The sequence below is a fragment of the Butyrivibrio sp. FCS014 genome (assembly GCF_000526935.1).
Classification (GTDB): domain Bacteria; phylum Bacillota; class Clostridia; order Lachnospirales; family Lachnospiraceae; genus Butyrivibrio.
The window spans coordinates 328,877-346,751 of sequence record NZ_JAHA01000008.1 but is presented as its reverse complement, the minus strand read 5'-3'; the positions used below and the strand labels follow the sequence as shown (position 1 = coordinate 346,751).

Below are 17,875 nucleotides of genomic sequence, written 5' to 3'. Positions count from 1 at the left end.
ATGTAAGTTTATTACTGTGGCGGCAAAAGCTGCCTTATGGCAGAATTGTCCGGAATGATCTCGTAGGTCACTCTTTTCCCGGTTCCGGGATGATCAAAGGAAAAACTGTAGGATACAAGGCAATCCCTGTCTATGGCGCGTTCCAAAGAACATGCGGCACTTTCAGGGTTCTCATATTCCTTATCCCCGAGGATAGGATGTCCTGCTTTGGAGAGCTGACATCTTATCTGATGGAATCTGCCGGTGAGAAGGTGAATCTTAAGGAGCGTCGAATCCTCCTGCCTTGAGATCACTTCATACTCCAAAGCGGCCTTTTTTGGCTCTCCGCCGATTGTCCTAAGAAGGCTTCCGTCCTTAAGGGTTATGGCATCCTCCTTGAAGCTTACTGCCTCTTCTTTGGAGATCACCGCAGCAAGACCGGTGTCCTGCCGTCTTATGAGGATATCCGTAAGCTCCCCATGATCCTGCTCAAAAGTCCCGCAGCAGAGGGCATAGTAGTATTTGTCCGTCTTATGATTCTTGATCTGTGCGGCCAAAGATCCCGCTGCCTTTTTATTTTTGGCAAGAACAATAATGCCCTCAACAGGCTTATCCAGCCTGTTTACGGTAGCAACATAGGGCGGCAAATTTCTTTGCCGCCCTGAATCATTTCCTCTATTTTTGCGGGCAAGGTAGTTCCTTGCTGCGCTGATCAGATCCATCCGTCCCGCACCTGCGCCTTCTGTTGCCATGCCTGCAGGCTTGTGACAGACCAGAATGTCCTGATCTTCATATATGTATCGTATGTTCCCGACCATTCATCAAACCTTAAATCTGTATCCTACGCCCCAGATTGTCTCAATGTACTGAGGATTGGAAGTATCATACTCGATCTTCTCACGGATCTTCTTGATATGTACGGTAACTGTAGCGATGTCGCCGATGGAATCCATGTTCCAGATCTTTCTGAAGAGCTCTTCCTTTGTAAATACGTGATTGGGATTCTCTGCAAGGAAAGTAAGAAGATCGAACTCCTTGGTTGTGAAGCTCTTCTCCTGATCATCCACATAAACTCTTCTTGCGGTCTTGTCGATCTTAAGACCTCTGATCTCTACGAAATCATTGTTCTCATGACCTGAACCTACAAGTCTTGAATATCTGGCCATATGTGCCTTTACTCTAGCAACCAGCTCTGAAGGGCTGAAGGGCTTTGTAATGTAGTCATCAGCACCAAGACCAAGACCTCTTATCTTATCGATATCATCCTTCTTGGCGGAAACCATCAGGATCGGCACATCTTTCTTTTCCCTGATGTGCTTGCAGACCTCGAAGCCATCCATTCCCGGCAACATAAGGTCGAGAATGATAAGGTCAAAATCCTCTGCAAGCGCTGTCTGAAGCCCGGCATCACCGGTATTCTCGATGGCTACCTCAAAATCACTAAGCTCAAGATAATCCTTTTCAAGGTCAGCAATCGCCTCTTCGTCCTCAACAATAAGTATTCTGCTCATACACCCTCTCTACCTTTCTTTTATTATTTGTCGACGGTTACTGTCTCCGCGCCATCCGCGAACTCGATGTACTTCCTAAGAACGAAGTGCATGCAGGTACCTTCGGATTCATGGCTGGTGGCCCATATATATCCACCGTGGTCTTCAATGATCTTCTTAACGATCGATAGACCTATGCCGCTTCCGCCCTGCTTGGAATTTCTGGAGGAGTCGGTTCTGTAAAACCTGTCAAAAATATTTGGAATATCTTTTTGGGCAATGCCCTTACCATTATCTTCAAGTTCGACTCTCACGGAGTCTACTTCATCCAGGATCCTGATATCGATCTGTCCCGATCCGTCATCTCTGCCCAGATACTTGACGCTGTTGCTGACGATGTTGTTTACAACCCTCTTTATCTGCTCGGGATCCGCAACTATCATGGTATCCGGCGCACACAGGTTGGAGTAATTGAGTTTTATGGATTTGCTCTCCAGATCTGCTCCGATCTCTTCGATACAATCTCCAAAATACTCAGCCACATTCAGCTTGGCAAAGTTGTAAGGTATCCTGTTGTTATCTATGCTGGAATACAGGGTAAGCTCATTAATAAGGTTGTTCATATCGTTGGCCTTGCTATTAATGATCTTAATGTATTTCATCTGCTTCTCGGGGCTGTCGGCTACGCCTTCCAAAAGTCCCTGGGAATAACCCTTTATGGCTGTAATGGGAGTCTTAAGGTCGTGGGAGATGTTGCTTATCAGTTCCTTGTTCTGTTTCTCCCTTTCGATCTTCTCTTCAGCGGATTCCTTGAGGCGGAGCCTCATGTCTTCATAATTGCGGAAAAGAGCTCCGATCTCACTTTTCTCCTTGATATCAGTGGGAAGGATGTAATCAAAGTTACCGTCCTTGACCTGCTGCATCGCTGCGTTCAGTTCCCCGATGGGTCTGAAGAAGCTTCGTCCGATCCACATGGTCAGCATTAAGCTGGTGATCAGCAGTATGAATATTACCGCAACGCACATGTAGATGAGGATGGACGCTGAAAATGCAGTTCTGATACCGGAGATAAAATACAGACTTCCCCGGCTTCCGTCGGAGAATCTGAAATCTATCTGTCTGACCAGATTCTTGGAGGTTGTGTAATAGATTCCTTCTATGCTATTGCCATATTCAGGAAGCTCATTAATTACCTCTTTTGCCCGATCCCTGTTAGCAACGTAATATACGTCATGTCCCTTTATAACAACTATATATGAATATCTGGAAGCAATCTGAGAGTCAAGATACTCCAAAAAAGATTTGTCTTCAAGAATAAAGGGATTTGTGAGCATATTAAGGGCGATCTCATTGACCAGTTCGTCGGTCATGGATGCAAATGTTCCACCCGGATCCGTAACCATACCGTAATCTACTACGCTGGTATACTTCTGGGTCTGCTGCTTGTGTATAAGATATTGCCCCAGAGCCAGATATGTTCCAAGGAGAAGGATCAGCGGAATTATCACGATCGCCACTGACGTGATTAAGAGTTTTGTACGAAATCGCATTGTTTCCCCCTAAGCCTTATCTAAGTATACCATATTTATTGCAAACTTAAGACATTTTTTATTGTACTTTTGCTTGATTAGCGGTTTTTTCTCTGCTACACTTTAATGCGGATTGGAAAACGATTTCACTAATTATCAGCGGAGGTTTGAATATGATCAATTGGAACAATCTTGATACGCTTAAATCTTATGATGCACTTAAAAAGGTTGCTAAAGTCAACGTTGCCGAGGTTATGACCGGCGAGAGCGGAGCAGAGCGAGTTAAAAAGTATTCTGTTCCCATGGCTGCAGGCCTTTCCTTTAACTACGCAGCAAAGGCTGTTGACGGAGACGTTCTTGAAGCTCTTAAGGCTCTTGCCGAGGAAGCTCAGCTTTCCGAGAAGTTTGAGGCTCTCTACAACGGAGAAGTCATCAACACAGGTGAGAAGCGCCTTGTTCTTCATCAGCTTACAAGAGGACAACTTGGCGAAGACGTTACAGCTGACGGCGTAAACAAGAGAGAGTTCTATTTAAATGAGCAGAAGAGAATTGCCGAGTTTGCAAACAAGGTTCACTCAGGTGAGATTGCAAACGCAAAGGGAGAGAAGTTCACAACCGTTGTTCAGATCGGTATCGGCGGCAGCGACCTTGGTCCCAGAGCAATGTATCTTGCCCTTGAGAACTGGGCTAAGAAGACCGGCAACTTCAAGATGGAAGCCAAGTTCATCTCAAATGTGGATCCCGATGATGCCTCCGCAGTTCTTAATTCAATAGATGTAGAGCACTCAATCTTCATCCTGGTTTCAAAGTCAGGTACAACCCTTGAGACTCTTACAAACGAGTCCTTCGTGACAGATGCACTTAAGAAGGCAGGCCTTGATCAGGGCAAGCACATGATCGCAGTTACATCACAGACATCACCTCTTGCAAAGTCTGACAACTACCTTGAAGCATTCTTCATGGATGATTATATCGGCGGACGTTATTCTTCAACTTCAGGCGTAGGCGGAGCAGTTCTTTCACTTGCCTTCGGTCCCGACGTATTTGCTCAGTTCCTTGACGGAGCAGCAGAGGAAGACAAGCTCGCAGCCAATAAGGACGTATTTGCAAATCCCGCTATGCTGGATGCTCTTATCGGAGTTTATGAGCGCAACGTTCTTGGCTATGACAGTACCGCAGTTCTTCCTTACTCTCAGGGCCTTAGCCGCTTCCCTGCTCACCTTCAGCAGCTGGATATGGAGTCCAACGGTAAATGCGTAAACCGCTTCGGCGAGCCTATAGACTATGTAACAGGACCCATCATCTTCGGTGAGCCCGGTACCAACGGACAGCATTCCTTCTATCAGCTCCTTCACCAGGGAACAGACATCATTCCGCTTCAGTTCATCGGCTTCAGGAACAGCCAGCTTGCCAATGATGTTGTTATCCAGGACAGCACCAGCCAGCAGAAGCTTTGTGCCAACGTTGCAGCTCAGATCGTTGCCTTTGCCTGCGGCAAGAAGGATGAGAACCTCAACAAGAACTTCAAGGGCGGACGTCCTTCAAGCATTATCGTAGGTGAGGAGCTCAATCCCAAGTCCCTCGGAGCACTGCTTTCACACTTTGAGAACAAGGTTATGTTCCAGGGCTTTGTATGGAACATCAACAGCTTCGATCAGGAAGGCGTTCAGCTTGGTAAGGTTCTTGCCAAGAAGGTTCTTGCTCACGAGACAGACGGCGCTCTTGCAGAGTACAGCAAACTTCTGAACATCTAATAAAAAACGAAAAGTCACGTCAGTGGCTGTAATATAAAAAGCACATTACTTTGCTCATGTTTCGCAAAGTAATGTGCTTTTTTGTATTCTGGATTATTTACGGGGATTTTTGATCATCCCTTACAATGTCTTAAGCAATTCCAGTACAAGGGCGGCGCAGTCGTGGGCTGCCTTTTTCTCAAATTCCGGATAATCCATAATATCTGAGCCGTCGGCTTTGTCAGAGATGGCACGGATGATCACGAAAGGAATGTTGTTAAGGAAGCATGCCTGAGCGATTCCTGCACCTTCCATCTCTGTGCACATTCCGCCAAAGTCAGCCTTGATGGCGTCCTTAACTTCCTGTGAGGAGATGAACTGATCTCCGCTGCAGACCCTTCCCTCGAAGATTCCAAGATCCGGTGCGGCTTTCTTAATCGCCTCTTTTGCCTTCTCAATAAGTTCCTTATCTGCTGTGAAGACCTGGGTTCCAAGCTGAGGGATCTCTCCCTTTTTGTAACCGAATATGGTGGCATCCACATCGTGGTAGCAGGCATCCGTTGAAAGGACGATGTCTCCGATATTGATACGGGCATCCAGTGATCCGGCTGCTCCCGTGTTAAGAACATGGGTAACACCAAAAGTGTCCGCAAGAATCTGGACACAGATGCCGGCATTTACCTTACAGATTCCGCTTCTTACAACCACAACCTCGGTGGCTCCGATGGTTCCCTCAAAGAATTCCATCGATGCCTTTTTTACCGTATTCTTAATGTCCATGGAAGCTTTCAGGGATTCTACCTCCACCTCCATGGCTCCGATTATGCCTATCTTCATGAGTCAGTTACCTCTTTTTCTTATGAATCAAAGAACTCGCGGCCGTCATCTGTAACAAGTCTCTCGGACTGAGGATATACAAAGATAGCCTCGTTATCTGCATTTGCCTCAAGATAATCCGCAAATTTCGCAGCCTGTACCTTTGCCTTTTCAAGATCGTGGAGGCAGTAATTTCCGCAGTTTACAGCCTGAGCACCGGGAACTTCCTCGGTATCCTTAACTGATCTGAATGCGCGAAGCAGAAGATCATGGAGCTCCTTAGGTGCGCGGTTGCCCTTCATGATAAGGTAAAAGCCAGTAAGGCAGCCCATGGGACCCCAATATACGACTTCATCCTTCCAGTCGGGGTCGTTGCGAAGGAATGTTGCGATGATGTGCTCCAAAGAGTGCATTGCAGCCACATCCATTGCGGGCTCAACATTGGGTTTTGTTACTCTGACGTCATAGGTTGTAACCTTCTCGTTTCCGAGAACATCTACTCTGCTGGTAAAGATTCCGGGAATGATCCTGGTATGATCAACAGAAAAGCTGGGTATAAGATCCATTTTGATTCTCCTTTATATTTATTCTCTTGCTGTTTCGTGGAATACATCATAGGAGTTCTTAAGATATCCCTGAATATTTTCGTAATCGCGGTTTGCGATGGCGGTGTAAAGCGTATCCACAAGGAACAGCTGTGCAAATCTGGAACTGGTGATCCCGCTCTTCTTGTCTATCTCCGGAGAGGTGGCAAAAAGAACATGATCACAGCCTGTTGTAAGGGCATTGTTTCCGAGCTTTGTCACTGCTATTGTAACAGCTCCACGTTCTTTTGCAATAGAAAAGAGCTGCATAATTTCAGTATTCTTGGCATTATCGCAAAAGAAGATAGCTACATCCCCTGACTTTATCTGGGATACGGTCATCAGATTCATGTGATGATCCTGATTGAATACGGCATTGTAATGGATCCTAAGAAGTTTACAGTAAAGATCATATGCCGCAACCCCGGCAGTTCCTACGCCAAAGACCTGGATCTGTTCTGCCTCTACTATGTGACTGACCGCTTCACTGAAGGTTCCGGCATCAAAAAGCCTGTAGGTGGTCTGTACGGCCTGAACGCTGGTGGCACAGATATTGTCCGCAATCGACTGGAGAGATGTATATTCATTAACATCCTTGAAGGTGACTCTCGGTCCTCCCTTATCAGACTGGGCCAGTGTGGTGTTAGCCTCTGAATAATAGGCATTCTTAAGATCTTTAAGTCCGTTATAACCGATTGCCTGGGCAAACCGGGTCCATGCAGCCTGAGTTGTTCCCGAAAGACGGGCCAGTTCCTTTATCGGATGCTTAAAGAGTGCATCTTTGTTCTCCAGGACATAGTCGGCAACCAGTTTCTCTGACTGCGGAAGTGATGCGTAACAGCTTTTTATTTTTTCACTGACAATATTCATATGCCTTTGCCTCCATAAGACGATTAACATCCACTATTAGTATATCGCACATTTATTATCATTTTGTAATAAATTTTCATAAACTGTAATTTTATTTCTTAAATATTTCTAAAGTCTGACATTAGTTATTTCTTTGTGCTATGCTGAAATGGACGGCATAATTATTCACTGCTTTTAAAGCGCTTAGCGCAGGAAAGGAGAATATTTCTATGAAATGGATATGTCAGGTTTGTGGTTACATTCATGAGGGAGATCAGCCCCCGGAGTTTTGTCCTAAATGTAAAGCTCCTGCAGAGAAATTCACAAAGCAGGAAGAGGGCGAGAAGGTTTGGGCTTGCGAGCATGTACTGGGCGTAGCCAGCAGCGCACCCGAGGATGTTAAGCAGGGTCTTAGAGAGATGCGTGACGGTGAGTGCCACGAGGTAGGAATGTATCTTGCCATGGCTCGTGTAGCTATCCGCGAGGGATATCCTGAGATTGGTGCATTCTATGAGAAGGCTGCCTGGGAAGAGGCTGAGCACGCTGCAATGTTCTGCGAGCTTTTAGGTGAAGATCTTACAAACTCCACCAAGAAGAACCTTGAGCTTAGAGCAGAAGCTGAGTACGGCGCAACACAGGGTCGCGCAGATCTTGCCAAGAAGACCAAGGAGCTCAACCTGGATGCCATCCATGACGTTGTTCATGAGATCGGAAGAGACGAAGCCCGCCACGGAAGAGCATTTGCAGGACTTCTCAAGAGATATTTTGGATAATTATAAATTCGAATAGGACGAAAACTGAAAAGAGAGTGGGCAAATTGCTCACTCTCTTTTTTGGGCTGTTTTCTTCTGTTTCATTTTATATCACCGCAAACGGCTCATCTGCGCCCTTTGCATCCACTTTACATTCAAACAGACATCCGTCGAATTCTCCGGTCAGATCATTGCCGGAGGATGTAATGAACAGTGTATTTTTATTCTCCCCGAAGAAACAGCAGGAGGTGGTGTGAAGGGCCGGTACTCTGACAATAGCAAGAAGCTCGCCTGTTTCCGGATCATGGCACTCGATCCTGCTTCCGCCCCAGACTGCAAGCCAGAGTCTGTCTTCACTGTCTATTGTCATTCCATCGGGAACACCGTCTTCCACGGAAAAGAGCTTTCTCCTATTCGAAATATCTCCCGTAGCCTCGTCGTAGTCGTAAACAAGAACTCCATGCTCTAAGGAATCCGAGAAGAAGAACTTTGTCCTTGCTTTATTCCAGGCCATTCCGTTGGCAATCCTGGTCTTCTCCTGAACCCGGACTATCTTCCCGTCATTAAAGCGATACAGATCTCCCGAAGGCTCATGGTCATCATCTCCTGTGCAGGAACCTAAAAATACTCTGCCGTAAGGATCTGCCTTGGCGTCATTGGATCTCTGATAGGCTTCATAAACAGAACCTAAAGCAAAAATCTCTTCCTTCCTGCCGCCGGCATACTTCCACAGAGCAGTCTTTCCCGCAACAAGGTATCCGTCCTCATCCTTAAGAGGAATGGCGGCGCCTACGGGCTCACCGAAATCAAAGCAGGAAATCTCATCCCCTGTCTTTGTATAGAATTTGCCCGCGATGATATCCACCCAGGAAAGACGGTCGTAGCGCCTGTCGAAGTAGGGTGATTCCCCGAGAAGATATTTTTCCGTTACAATAGGTTTTGCCGTATATTCTTTTACCATATCATTGTCCCTTTAATTTCTTCTTCATGTCGTACATCTTCTCATCGGCCTTACCGATTATCTGATCAATGTTGAGGTCTTCGTCGAATACCGTGGTTGTAGTACCATAGCTGGCGGATATGGGAAAGCCCTGTTCTCTGCTTGATTCTCTAAGGTGTGCCTGCATTGCAGCTATGATCTTGTCGCTCATGCCTTCCCCGGGAATCAGGGCAAGAAGCTCATCGCCGCCAAACCTTACACACAGTGAGCCGGGCGGACATGTGCTCCTTAAAGCGTCGGCTACGGCTGCAATGGCCTTATCACCGGCAGTGTGTCCGAGAGTGTCATTTATCTGCTTAAGGCCGTTGAGGTCCGCCATAAGCACAGTGATCTTTTTGCCGATAAGATCCGGCTCCTCCTTTAGCTCTTTTAACTTGGCGATAAAGGCAAGCCTGTTGTAGAGGCCCGTGAGCTCATCGTTCTGATACATCCTTCGGATTTCTTCACGAAGATGGCGCTGGTTGTGCATGGTTATGTAGCCACCAAGACCAAGCTCTATGGAATTGGTAAGGGTAGGTGTCCTGAAATAGTCTATGAGATTGTATTTTTCAAAAGAGTAGCAGACAAAACCGATGGTTTTACCCATGAACTCCAGGGCATTGAACACCGGCGGATAACCCTTTTCTATGATCATATCAAGATTGGGGATAATGCCCTCAGGATCGTAAGGGTAGGGTTTGTCCTCTGTTTTGTAATAATCGTATATGACTGTCTTTGTGGTATCTTCCACATCTTCAATGAAATAGTTTCTGTTGAAATCGAGGCAGGAATCCTCTATTACGCAGCACATGTTCTCTGCATAGGAATGCCTGAAATGATAGGCACATTCCTCCAGATTTTCGCTGCTTATGACATAGGCGGTGAAATTCCGCATGATATGGATATCATCCTGATGATGATAGAATCTGTTGTTGAATTCGTGAACACTGTTCATGGAGCTCAAGTTTGCTCTTGGGCACCCACAGGATTCATTTGCTATAAAAGTCGGAACTATACTGCTGATGATATTCTTTTCTCCGGCAAATACCCTCATGATCACATCCATTATTGTATTTGCCAGTGTCTTGCTGTCGCAGATAGCTGTGGTGATTCCGGGAGTTGTCAAAAATGCTTCATCAATGCCGTCAAAACCCGATACCAGTACCTGCCCGGGAACCGACACACCTGCTGACTCAAATACATCGCAGACATTTATGGCCATGATATCATTTGCACAGATAATTGCATCCGGAAGCTCATTCCTCTTAAGGAGCTGTGATGCGGCAAGTCTTGCGGGAACAGACCAGAAGTCACCGTAGCTTATCATGCTCTCTTCAAAGGCAATTCCGTTTTCTTCAATTACCTTCTTGAACACTTCTATACGCTGGTCGGAGAATTCATTGTTTCTTTTCCCTGCCATGAAATGGGGACGCTTTACCTTGTGGTCCTCTATCATGTGGCGGACTACCGACTCAAAGCCCTTGGCATAATCAAACTTAACCAGGGATACATCCTCAAAATCACCGTCAATGACAATGGCAGGAATATCCTTTTCTTTGCATCTGTCTATAATGTGCTGAACCACTGACGGGCTCTTTATCTTCTCAGCCATGATAACGACGGCATCCACCCTGTCGTAGGGCACAAGATCATAGACAGAGGACTCTGCCATGTAGAATTCTCCGCCGCTTCCAAGCTCGGTATTCATGGTGTAAATAAACAGCTGACTGTTCCTGGGTCTTAACTTCTCATTGAGATCGGAAATAAAGCTGAAAACCTGAGGATCATGAATTCCGTAGGTACAAAGTGCTACGATTTTTTTGCCGTCTATCATATTGAGCTCCCCGGGATGGTTCCCTGCAGATTATTATGCTTTCATTGCCTCTTCAATGGCGTAAGAGAGCTGATCGGGACAGGAGGTGGGCTTAAAGCCGCACTTGATGCCGCGAAGCTTCTCAATTGCTTCCTTACCGTTCATGCCCTGTACAAGTCTTGAAACTCCCTGAAGGTTGCCGTTGCAGCCTCCGGTAAATTTAACATTCTTTATAATTTCGCCATCCATCTCGATATCGATCTGAGTGGAACAGGTTCCTCTGGTCTTGTAAATCATTACTGGATCTCCTCGTTGATAATTCTCACAATTGTCTTTGTAGCGCTGTGAAGCTCACTCTTACTCATGGCTTCAAGATATTTCTCCCTGTTGTTGTACAGCTCATCAATGGTCTCCACCAGAATGTCCTCATCAAGCTCGTCATTGTCGATGACCATTGAAAATCCCTGCTGCTCAAAGGATCTTGCATTGAGCATCTGGTCGCCCCTGCTGGATTTTGTTGACAGCGGGATCAGGATATTGGGCTTCTTAAGAGCAAGAAGCTCGCAGATGGAATTTGCCCCGGCTCTTGATACCACAATATCAGCCATGGCAAAGATATCCTTAAGTTCATTCTTAACATATTCAAACTGCTTGTATCCGGGCACGGTGAGCTTTAAGTTGTCCATTTTCTCCTTGCCGCAGATATGTACCACATTGAAGTGGGGAAGGAGTCTTGGAAGAGCAAAACGCACGGTCTCGTTTACTGACTGGGCGCCAAGACTTCCGCCGATGACCATAAGTACGGGCTTATCATCGGTGAAACCGCAGAATTTCTTGCCGGCTTCCCTAGAGCCTTTTCCCAGCTCCTCTCTTATAGGTGTCCCTGTAAGCACCGCCTTGTCTGCGGGAAGAACCCTCATGGTCTCAGGGAAGTTACAGCAGATCTTCCTTGCTCCCGACATACTAAGCTTATTGGCAAGTCCGGGTGTCATATCTGATTCATGAACTATATAGGGTATCCTAAGAAACCCTGCAGCCCTGACAACCGGGACACTTACATATCCGCCCTTGGAGAAAACAATGTCCGGCTTTATCTTCCTAAGAAGCTGGACTGCCTCTCTAAAGCCCTTCAGAACCCTGAAAGGATCCGAGAAATTCTTGGGATCAAAATATCTTCTGAGCTTACCTGTGGCAATTCCAAAATACGGAATGTTATAGTCCTCAATAAGCTTCTTCTCTATTCCCGTATATGAGCCGATGTAGAAAATCTCAAACCCGGCTTCCTTCAAAGCAGGAATAAGCGCGATGTTGGGTGTTACATGTCCCGCGCTTCCTCCGCCTGTAAGTACAATTCGTTTTGTAGGTCTTTCACTCACTGTTCTATCCTTCTTTTCGCTGTTTTTCTGCTGATAGTATATCACTTTTGCCAAAGGCTTGTTAAAAAAGTTTACTCCTCAAGGGACTCATAGCTTAAACGTCCCTGTTCCTCATAGACCTTAATATAACTTTCCTGAACTTCATCGGAAAAATCCTTCACTTCATCCAGAAATTTCTCATAGTTATCCACATTCAGCTCATTTTTATCCACAAGGATCTCATCCAGCATAATCCGGTTTATCTCCGGAGAAAAATGAAGAGTGTCCATGTAATTATTCAGGTCCGTCACTACCTCTTTTTCCTTCTGGAAGCAGAAGATCTTCACGTTGTCATATTGCAAAAGAGCCTTCGTCATCTCTTTTTCACAGTAGATAACTGCGTCGGTCTCGCCATTTCTGTAGGTCATATCCCACCATAAAAGAGAGTAGGGCGGATAGAAAAAGATAAACTGTGTGTCAGGATGAGCTTTCACCTGTTCTGTCAAAAGAGCTATGTTTGCTTTAAGCTTGTCGGCATAAGCCGTCTCTTCCATCATGGGCTTAACCTCATTGGTCCTGAAATACACAGAAAGAGTGCTTTCCTCTCCGAAGGTCTTCCACTGAGCCCAGTTGTAGGACTGTCCCTCCCTGTAATCTCCCAAAAAGGAACATGCCGCCTCATAGGGAATCTTCTCCAAAAGCACGTCCTTGTTGAACAGATACTGCACATCATTGAAGGGATTCCTGTCATAGAGGTACATGGGACATCCCGTGGATTCAAAGGTGGTCTCGGGATCCGCATAAAGAGAAGACGGGTCAATGTTGTAGAAAACATATTTGATATCATGATCCTCGTAGGCTGTGTCCATTAGATAGCAAAGGTCCGCTGTTGCGCCGTAGGAACGGATTGCCTTAACTGACTTAATATCATAGGCCTCGTCATACCAGGCGTTGTCATTGTTCTCCATAACCGAAGAACCCACTAGAAGCGAGTCGTAGTCGAAATTACGAAGGCTCCCGATGCACTGATATTCCTTGTCATTTAAAACCGCCTTCATCCCAAGCCAGGGCTTGTGGTAATGATAGAAGGGGTCGAAAACATAGACCGTTACCCCGATAAGCACAAGTACCACTAAAACCGCACAAAAAAGCCGCTTTATGAAATTTGCAGAAGTGTTTTTGTTATCTGCCATAATAATCCAATCTTAAAATCTTTATCAGTCTTCACTGTGCCCGCTGTGGAAAATTAACCGCTGCGCAGCTGATCTTCTAAGCTCGCTCTCAGAACTGGAAGTATATGAAAGTACTGACATTGGACAGCGATATAAAGGACCACACGAAAACGATGGCAAGTCCGGCCACTGTCTTTTTGTCAAATCTGGTATTCTCCACAATCTCCACAGTGTTCCTGCGGGTCATGATAAATCCGCAAACCGCAAGGATCACCAGCATTGTCGCCATATATACTATGGTCTCCCCGCCGCTTATGCCCAATTGTGAAAAGAGCTGTCTTGGCAGGTAGTTTTCTGCAATCTCCAGCTGTGACGCTGTCCTGTACAAAAACCCCGGATAGGTAAAAAAGAAGAACTGCTTAAACATCTGAATGGCATAGGTCATATCCTGGGATCTGAAGAAGATCAAGGAGATAACGAACATAAGGAAGGTCATGGCATTTCCCACAAACTTCGGAACCATGATAAGAGGTTTATCCCTAAGGAGATATTTCCTAGCCCTGCCGGAGTTTTCCGTCACACTTCCCTTAACTCCCACGATTCCCAGGTCGTCCCAGACCACAAGAAGGCCCTGCATAAGGCCCCAGCAGATATAGGTCCAGCCTGCGCCGTGCCAAAGTCCGCTTAAGACAAAGACGATGAGCACATTTATGATAGTCCTGACCTTGCCTTTGCGGCTTCCTCCAAGAGGAATGTAGACGTACTTTATGAAGAACCGGGAGAGGGTCATGTGCCATCTCTGCCACAGCTCTTTCGCGGTAGCTGCCTTGTAGGGAGAGTTGAAGTTGGTAGGAAGCCTGACTCCCAGCATGAGACTGACGCCGTTTGCCATGTCGCAGTAGCCGGAAAAATCAAGGTAAATCTGGAAAGTATAGGAGAGCATCACCACGATCACCGTCAGAGTGTCCATGTAGTAGGTGTAATGGAATCCGTAATTGACGGCCGATGAGAGAGTGTCCGCCAGAATGACCTTCTTGCCAAGACCTATGATAAAAGACATAACGCCTCTTGCGAATGTGTCTGAGTCAAAGTGTCTTTTTGTCCTGTCTCTGAACTGATCGATGATCTCCTTGTGGAAGGCGATAGGGCCCTGGATCAGTTTCGGGAAATAGGTCATGTACAAAAGATACTCCGTAATGGAGTAGACCGGTGCGTCGCCGTTTGCCCTGTCCACAATAAAGGAAATCTGGCCAAAGGTAAAGAAACTGATACCGATGGGCATCAGGATCTGTCTTGCGGTAAGGGTAAGGCCTGCCACCTGATTGATGTTGTCCACGAAAAATCCCAGATACTTGAAGTAGAAAAGAAGCGCCAGATTGAAGATGACGCCGATTATCTTGATGGCTCTTTTCCCCTTGTCGGAAGACCTTTCCACCAGCATTCCAAGTCCGTAATTTACTGCCATGGATACCAGCAGAATAACAGGGAAAAACGCGCCGAATGTATAATAGTAATACAGTGACATACCTGCCAGAAACAGGTCAGCCACTGTATATTTTTCAAATCTGTTTAATATGTACCATCCCGCCAAAAGCGCCGGCAGAAACAGTAATATAAATCTAAAGGAATTAAAACCCATATTTCCTATCCTTAAAAGGCATATTTAGCAAGGAATCCGTCTACCTTGTTCCAGTAATTCTCAGGATCCTTAACGACTCCCTCGATATGATTGGCCCCAAGGATCATGCAGTACTGCTTGGGACAGGCGGCTGCTTCATAGAGCCTAGAGCACATCTGCGGATTGATGAAGGTGTCCTCGTCGCCGTGTGTAAACAAAGTGGGGGTCTTGGACCTTGCCACCGCCTTAAGGCAGTTTACATCATTGATATCAAATCCCGACTTCAGCATAATGATACCTCTTGATATGGCAAGTGCCAAAGGAATCGGGATCAGAGCCTTGGAAAGGATTCTGTAAGCCGCAGCAAACTCAGCTCTTAATGTGGTAAAAGAGCTATCGGCAATTGCGGCCTTAACGTTATCCGGAAGTTTAGCCCCTGTTGTCATAAGGGTTGTGGCAGCACCCATGGACACTCCGTGGAGAATGATCTCTGCCTTTGGATCAACGGTTATAAGATAATCGATCCAGCTCATGATGTCCATGCTGTCATCAAGGCCGTAACCTATATAATCGCCCTCGCTCTTTCCAAAACCGCGAAGATCGGGAAGCAGGCAGTTAACGCCTCTTTCCAGATAATGACGCGCGTAAATACCGCAATATTCGCTGTTGGTCCAGATTCCGTGAATGAGTATGACATACTTGTGGCTGTCTGAACTTGCAGGAATATAGTTGGCATGGAGCCTGAGCTCATCAAAGGACTCGATAAAAATATCTTCCCTTTTCTTGTGCTCTCTGACAAAAGCCCTTCCCATGGTGATCTGAGGATCAAAATCATCCTTTTCGGGGTTCTCGTGAGGCACTGATGAGAGCTTGTATATATAGTCGGCTGCAGCGTACACACCACCGATAAGTGCGGCTACAGCTGAAATTGTCAGAAGTGTTTTCTTTTTAATCATCGGGAATTCCTCTAACTTATTTCAAAATCAGGCCAACAGGGCAGTGGTCGGACCCAAGAGCATCTGCATAAATCTTCGCATCCTCGATCCTGGGCAAAAGAGATTCCGACACCACAAAGTAATCGATACGCCATCCTGCGTTCTTGGCCCTTGAGTTAAACCTGTAGGACCACCAGGAATAAGCACCTTCAAGATCAGGATAAAAGTGTCTGAAGGTATCAACAAGACCGGAGGAGACTACATTGTCGAATTTAGCGCGCTCCTCATCTGTAAATCCCGCATGTCCTCTGTTGGGTTTGGGATTTTTAAGGTCGATCTCCTTGTGGGCTACATTGAGATCTCCGCAGTAGATCACCGGCTTTTTTTCCTCAAGTTTCTTGATAAATGCAAGGAAATCATCCTCCCAGTGCTGACGATACTCAAGTCTTGAAAGGTCCTCCTTGGCATTGGGAACATATACAGTGACGAGGTAATAATCAGGGTACTCTGCGGTGATGACCCTTCCCTCGTGGTCGTGCTCATCTATTCCCATTCCGTAAGATACGGAAACAGGCTTTTCTTTGGTAAATATAGCTGTTCCGGAATATCCCTTCTTATCTGCATAATTCCAGAATTCTTCATATCCGGGAAGGTCCATTTCAATCTGACCCTCCTGAAGCTTGGTCTCCTGAAGACAGATAACATCAGGGTTTTCCTTATTCATGAACTCCTCAAAGCAGCCTTTGGAAACGCAGGCCCGAAGTCCGTTTACATTCCATGATACAAGCTTTTTTCCCATAATATGTCACAGATTTCCTTTGATTTTCTGAAGGTTTTCGTCAGTTTCCTTAAGCATCTCGCGAAGGGAAAGATTTTCATCATGTCCGAATTCGCAGATAGAGTACTGAAGATGATTGATATATCTGTTGGATTCTGCAAGAAGCTTGGCGTTCTGGGTGGACATCTCCTCACGGAGAGTCTCAGCCTTTCCTTCATCGTCGGTGATAACAAGTACTGCGAACTCATCGCCTCTGATTCTTCCGTAAATACAGCCGGAGAATACTTCCTCGAGAATACTGGCTATACGCTTAACAGCCCTGTCACCTTCCTCATGGCCGTACATATCGTTGATCCTCTTTAAGGATTCCATATGAATATAGGCAACTACTGCATTTGTGCCGGGTTCAAATTTCTCTTTAAGAAGATCATAGGCCTTGGCAAAGAAGCCACGTCTGTTAAGACCGCCTGTTAAGTAATCCTGATCTCCGATGTGATCAAGAACAGAGTCATCTCTTGCAAGTTCCTCCTGGACTTCATAGAGCTCTTCAATAGTCTTATCAAGAGATTTCTCGAGATAGGAGAGTCTTGAAATACCTGTAGCAAGGCTTGTTATGCTGTCAAAGAAGTAATCGATCAAATATCCCGGTTTAAACTCGGATATAAGAAGTCCAAGCTGATAGTCACCTACAAACAAGGTTCCCATAATGAGGATCTTGGATACATCCTTGGTGAAGTTGGAGATGATTTTTCCTGTATCAACAGTCATTCCTTCATTGCCAAACGCCATCTCCCTGCCATTAATTACAACACTTTTCATGCCTATCTCAGCAGGTCTCTCCCATGGATACTTAAGGGTATTTCTTATCTTTTTACTGTAGGTGTATACACCGCAGTTGCTAATTCCGTTACTGATGGCCATTTTTGTTAATTCTTCGTAGGCCTTCTCTGAGTCATACTTTCTGTGAAGAAGATGATTTCCAAGTTGGGAAATAATACGGACAACATCCTGATCCGGAACATCCACGCAGGAAAAATCTTTTGGTGATTCAGCAGGAGGAATAACCTGGTTCTTTACATAGAACACAGCATCGCATATTGCTTCGTAGCCCAGCTGTTCAAATTTAAAATCATCGGACTGTACAGGATTAACGTTTACAAATCCCTCCTGTTCAGTCAGGGTCAGGACAGGAATGCTCTCGAACTTTTTGAGAAAAGCTTCTTTCTTGAGAATAGTAGTCTTTGAACCAATCCTCTCTGCATCGATGATAAGAGAATCAAAATCAGAGCTGTTCGCGTAATCAAATACAGCGGACTGCTGGAGGACATATTGCTTGTCCTCTATATCCGAATTGTCTCCCACAAGATATTTTCCGGGCATGATCACAAGGGTCACGTCCTTATCCCTGGCAGCCTTGCATGCTCCGATGCAAATCTTCTTAACTTCACTGTCTTCCAATTCTGTTACTAGCAGTCCGATGTTCATAGGCCCCT

17 protein-coding genes are annotated in these 17,875 nt (G+C 45.8%); 2 read left to right on the top strand and 15 right to left on the bottom strand.

Annotated features, from left to right (window positions below):
- Positions 1-11 precede the first annotated feature (11 nt).
- The 3 genes from T456_RS0110395 to T456_RS0110385 are packed head-to-tail and all read right to left on the bottom strand — an operon-like array spanning position 12 to position 3,019.
- On the bottom strand, positions 12-797 hold the full coding sequence (locus T456_RS0110395) for an RluA family pseudouridine synthase (RefSeq protein WP_024866104.1): 786 nt from the start codon (positions 795-797) through the stop codon (positions 12-14).
- A 3-nt stretch (positions 798-800) separates the two neighbouring features.
- Positions 801-1,490 carry a response regulator transcription factor gene (locus T456_RS0110390; RefSeq protein ID WP_024866103.1) on the bottom strand — a complete coding sequence of 230 codons (690 nt, stop codon included), beginning with the start codon at positions 1,488-1,490 and terminating at the stop codon, positions 801-803.
- Positions 1,491-1,513: 23 nt separating this feature from the next.
- Complete coding sequence (locus T456_RS0110385) at positions 1,514-3,019, bottom strand: sensor histidine kinase (protein WP_024866102.1); 1,506 nt, start codon at positions 3,017-3,019, stop codon at positions 1,514-1,516.
- Positions 3,020-3,171: 152 nt separating this feature from the next.
- Between T456_RS0110385 and T456_RS0110380 the strand changes: the two genes are divergently transcribed.
- Positions 3,172-4,752: a glucose-6-phosphate isomerase gene (locus T456_RS0110380; protein ID WP_024866101.1), complete on the top strand. Its 1,581-nt coding sequence runs from the start codon at positions 3,172-3,174 to the stop codon at positions 4,750-4,752.
- Between the two features lie 120 nt (positions 4,753-4,872).
- Here the strand turns inward: T456_RS0110380 and T456_RS0110375 are convergent, their stop codons facing one another.
- From T456_RS0110375 to T456_RS0110365, 3 genes are read right to left on the bottom strand one after another with little or no spacing between them, the layout of a single operon-like run.
- Complete coding sequence (locus tag T456_RS0110375) at positions 4,873-5,568, bottom strand: 5'-methylthioadenosine/adenosylhomocysteine nucleosidase (protein ID WP_024866100.1); 696 nt, start codon at positions 5,566-5,568, stop codon at positions 4,873-4,875.
- 20 nt (positions 5,569-5,588) lie between these two features.
- Positions 5,589-6,113, bottom strand: coding sequence for an S-ribosylhomocysteine lyase (locus T456_RS0110370; RefSeq protein ID WP_024866099.1), 525 nt, complete (start codon positions 6,111-6,113; stop codon positions 5,589-5,591).
- Positions 6,114-6,131: 18 nt separating this feature from the next.
- Positions 6,132-7,001, bottom strand: coding sequence for a MurR/RpiR family transcriptional regulator (locus T456_RS0110365; protein WP_024866098.1), 870 nt, complete (start codon positions 6,999-7,001; stop codon positions 6,132-6,134).
- Positions 7,002-7,210: 209 nt separating this feature from the next.
- Here T456_RS0110365 and T456_RS0110360 point away from each other — a divergent pair, with 209 nt between their 5' ends.
- Positions 7,211-7,753 (top strand): NADH peroxidase, encoded by a 543-nt coding sequence (locus T456_RS0110360; protein ID WP_024866097.1) that lies wholly within the window; start codon positions 7,211-7,213, stop codon positions 7,751-7,753.
- 85 nt (positions 7,754-7,838) lie between these two features.
- On the opposite strand, the gene T456_RS21310 is transcribed toward T456_RS0110360, so the two are convergent.
- The 9 genes from T456_RS21310 to T456_RS0110315 all read right to left on the bottom strand — a co-directional run bounded on the left by T456_RS21310 (position 7,839) and on the right by T456_RS0110315 (position 17,867).
- Positions 7,839-8,693 (bottom strand): SMP-30/gluconolactonase/LRE family protein, encoded by an 855-nt coding sequence (locus tag T456_RS21310; RefSeq protein WP_024866096.1) that lies wholly within the window; start codon positions 8,691-8,693, stop codon positions 7,839-7,841.
- A 1-nt stretch (position 8,694) separates the two neighbouring features.
- Positions 8,695-10,545: a diguanylate cyclase gene (locus tag T456_RS0110350; protein ID WP_024866095.1), complete on the bottom strand. Its 1,851-nt coding sequence runs from the start codon at positions 10,543-10,545 to the stop codon at positions 8,695-8,697.
- 33 nt (positions 10,546-10,578) lie between these two features.
- Positions 10,579-10,821, bottom strand: a complete 243-nt coding sequence (locus tag T456_RS0110345) for a TIGR03905 family TSCPD domain-containing protein (RefSeq protein WP_024866094.1) — start codon at positions 10,819-10,821, stop codon at positions 10,579-10,581.
- The gene (locus T456_RS0110340) at positions 10,821-11,900 is read right to left on the bottom strand and encodes an undecaprenyldiphospho-muramoylpentapeptide beta-N-acetylglucosaminyltransferase (protein WP_035801875.1); all 1,080 of its coding nucleotides are present in this window, start codon (positions 11,898-11,900) and stop codon (positions 10,821-10,823) included. The genes T456_RS0110345 and T456_RS0110340 overlap by 1 nt, the downstream gene beginning before the upstream one ends.
- Before the next feature lie 71 nt (positions 11,901-11,971).
- Positions 11,972-13,072, bottom strand: coding sequence for a hypothetical protein (locus tag T456_RS0110335; RefSeq protein WP_024866092.1), 1,101 nt, complete (start codon positions 13,070-13,072; stop codon positions 11,972-11,974).
- An 88-nt stretch (positions 13,073-13,160) separates the two neighbouring features.
- Positions 13,161-14,690: an MBOAT family O-acyltransferase gene (locus tag T456_RS0110330; RefSeq protein WP_024866091.1), complete on the bottom strand. Its 1,530-nt coding sequence runs from the start codon at positions 14,688-14,690 to the stop codon at positions 13,161-13,163.
- An 11-nt stretch (positions 14,691-14,701) separates the two neighbouring features.
- The gene (locus tag T456_RS0110325) at positions 14,702-15,625 is read right to left on the bottom strand and encodes an alpha/beta hydrolase (RefSeq protein ID WP_024866090.1); all 924 of its coding nucleotides are present in this window, start codon (positions 15,623-15,625) and stop codon (positions 14,702-14,704) included.
- Positions 15,626-15,641: 16 nt separating this feature from the next.
- Positions 15,642-16,403: an exodeoxyribonuclease III gene (locus tag T456_RS0110320; RefSeq protein WP_024866089.1), complete on the bottom strand. Its 762-nt coding sequence runs from the start codon at positions 16,401-16,403 to the stop codon at positions 15,642-15,644.
- Positions 16,404-16,409: 6 nt separating this feature from the next.
- Positions 16,410-17,867, bottom strand: coding sequence for a GGDEF domain-containing protein (locus T456_RS0110315; RefSeq protein ID WP_024866088.1), 1,458 nt, complete (start codon positions 17,865-17,867; stop codon positions 16,410-16,412).
- Positions 17,868-17,875 lie beyond the last annotated feature (8 nt).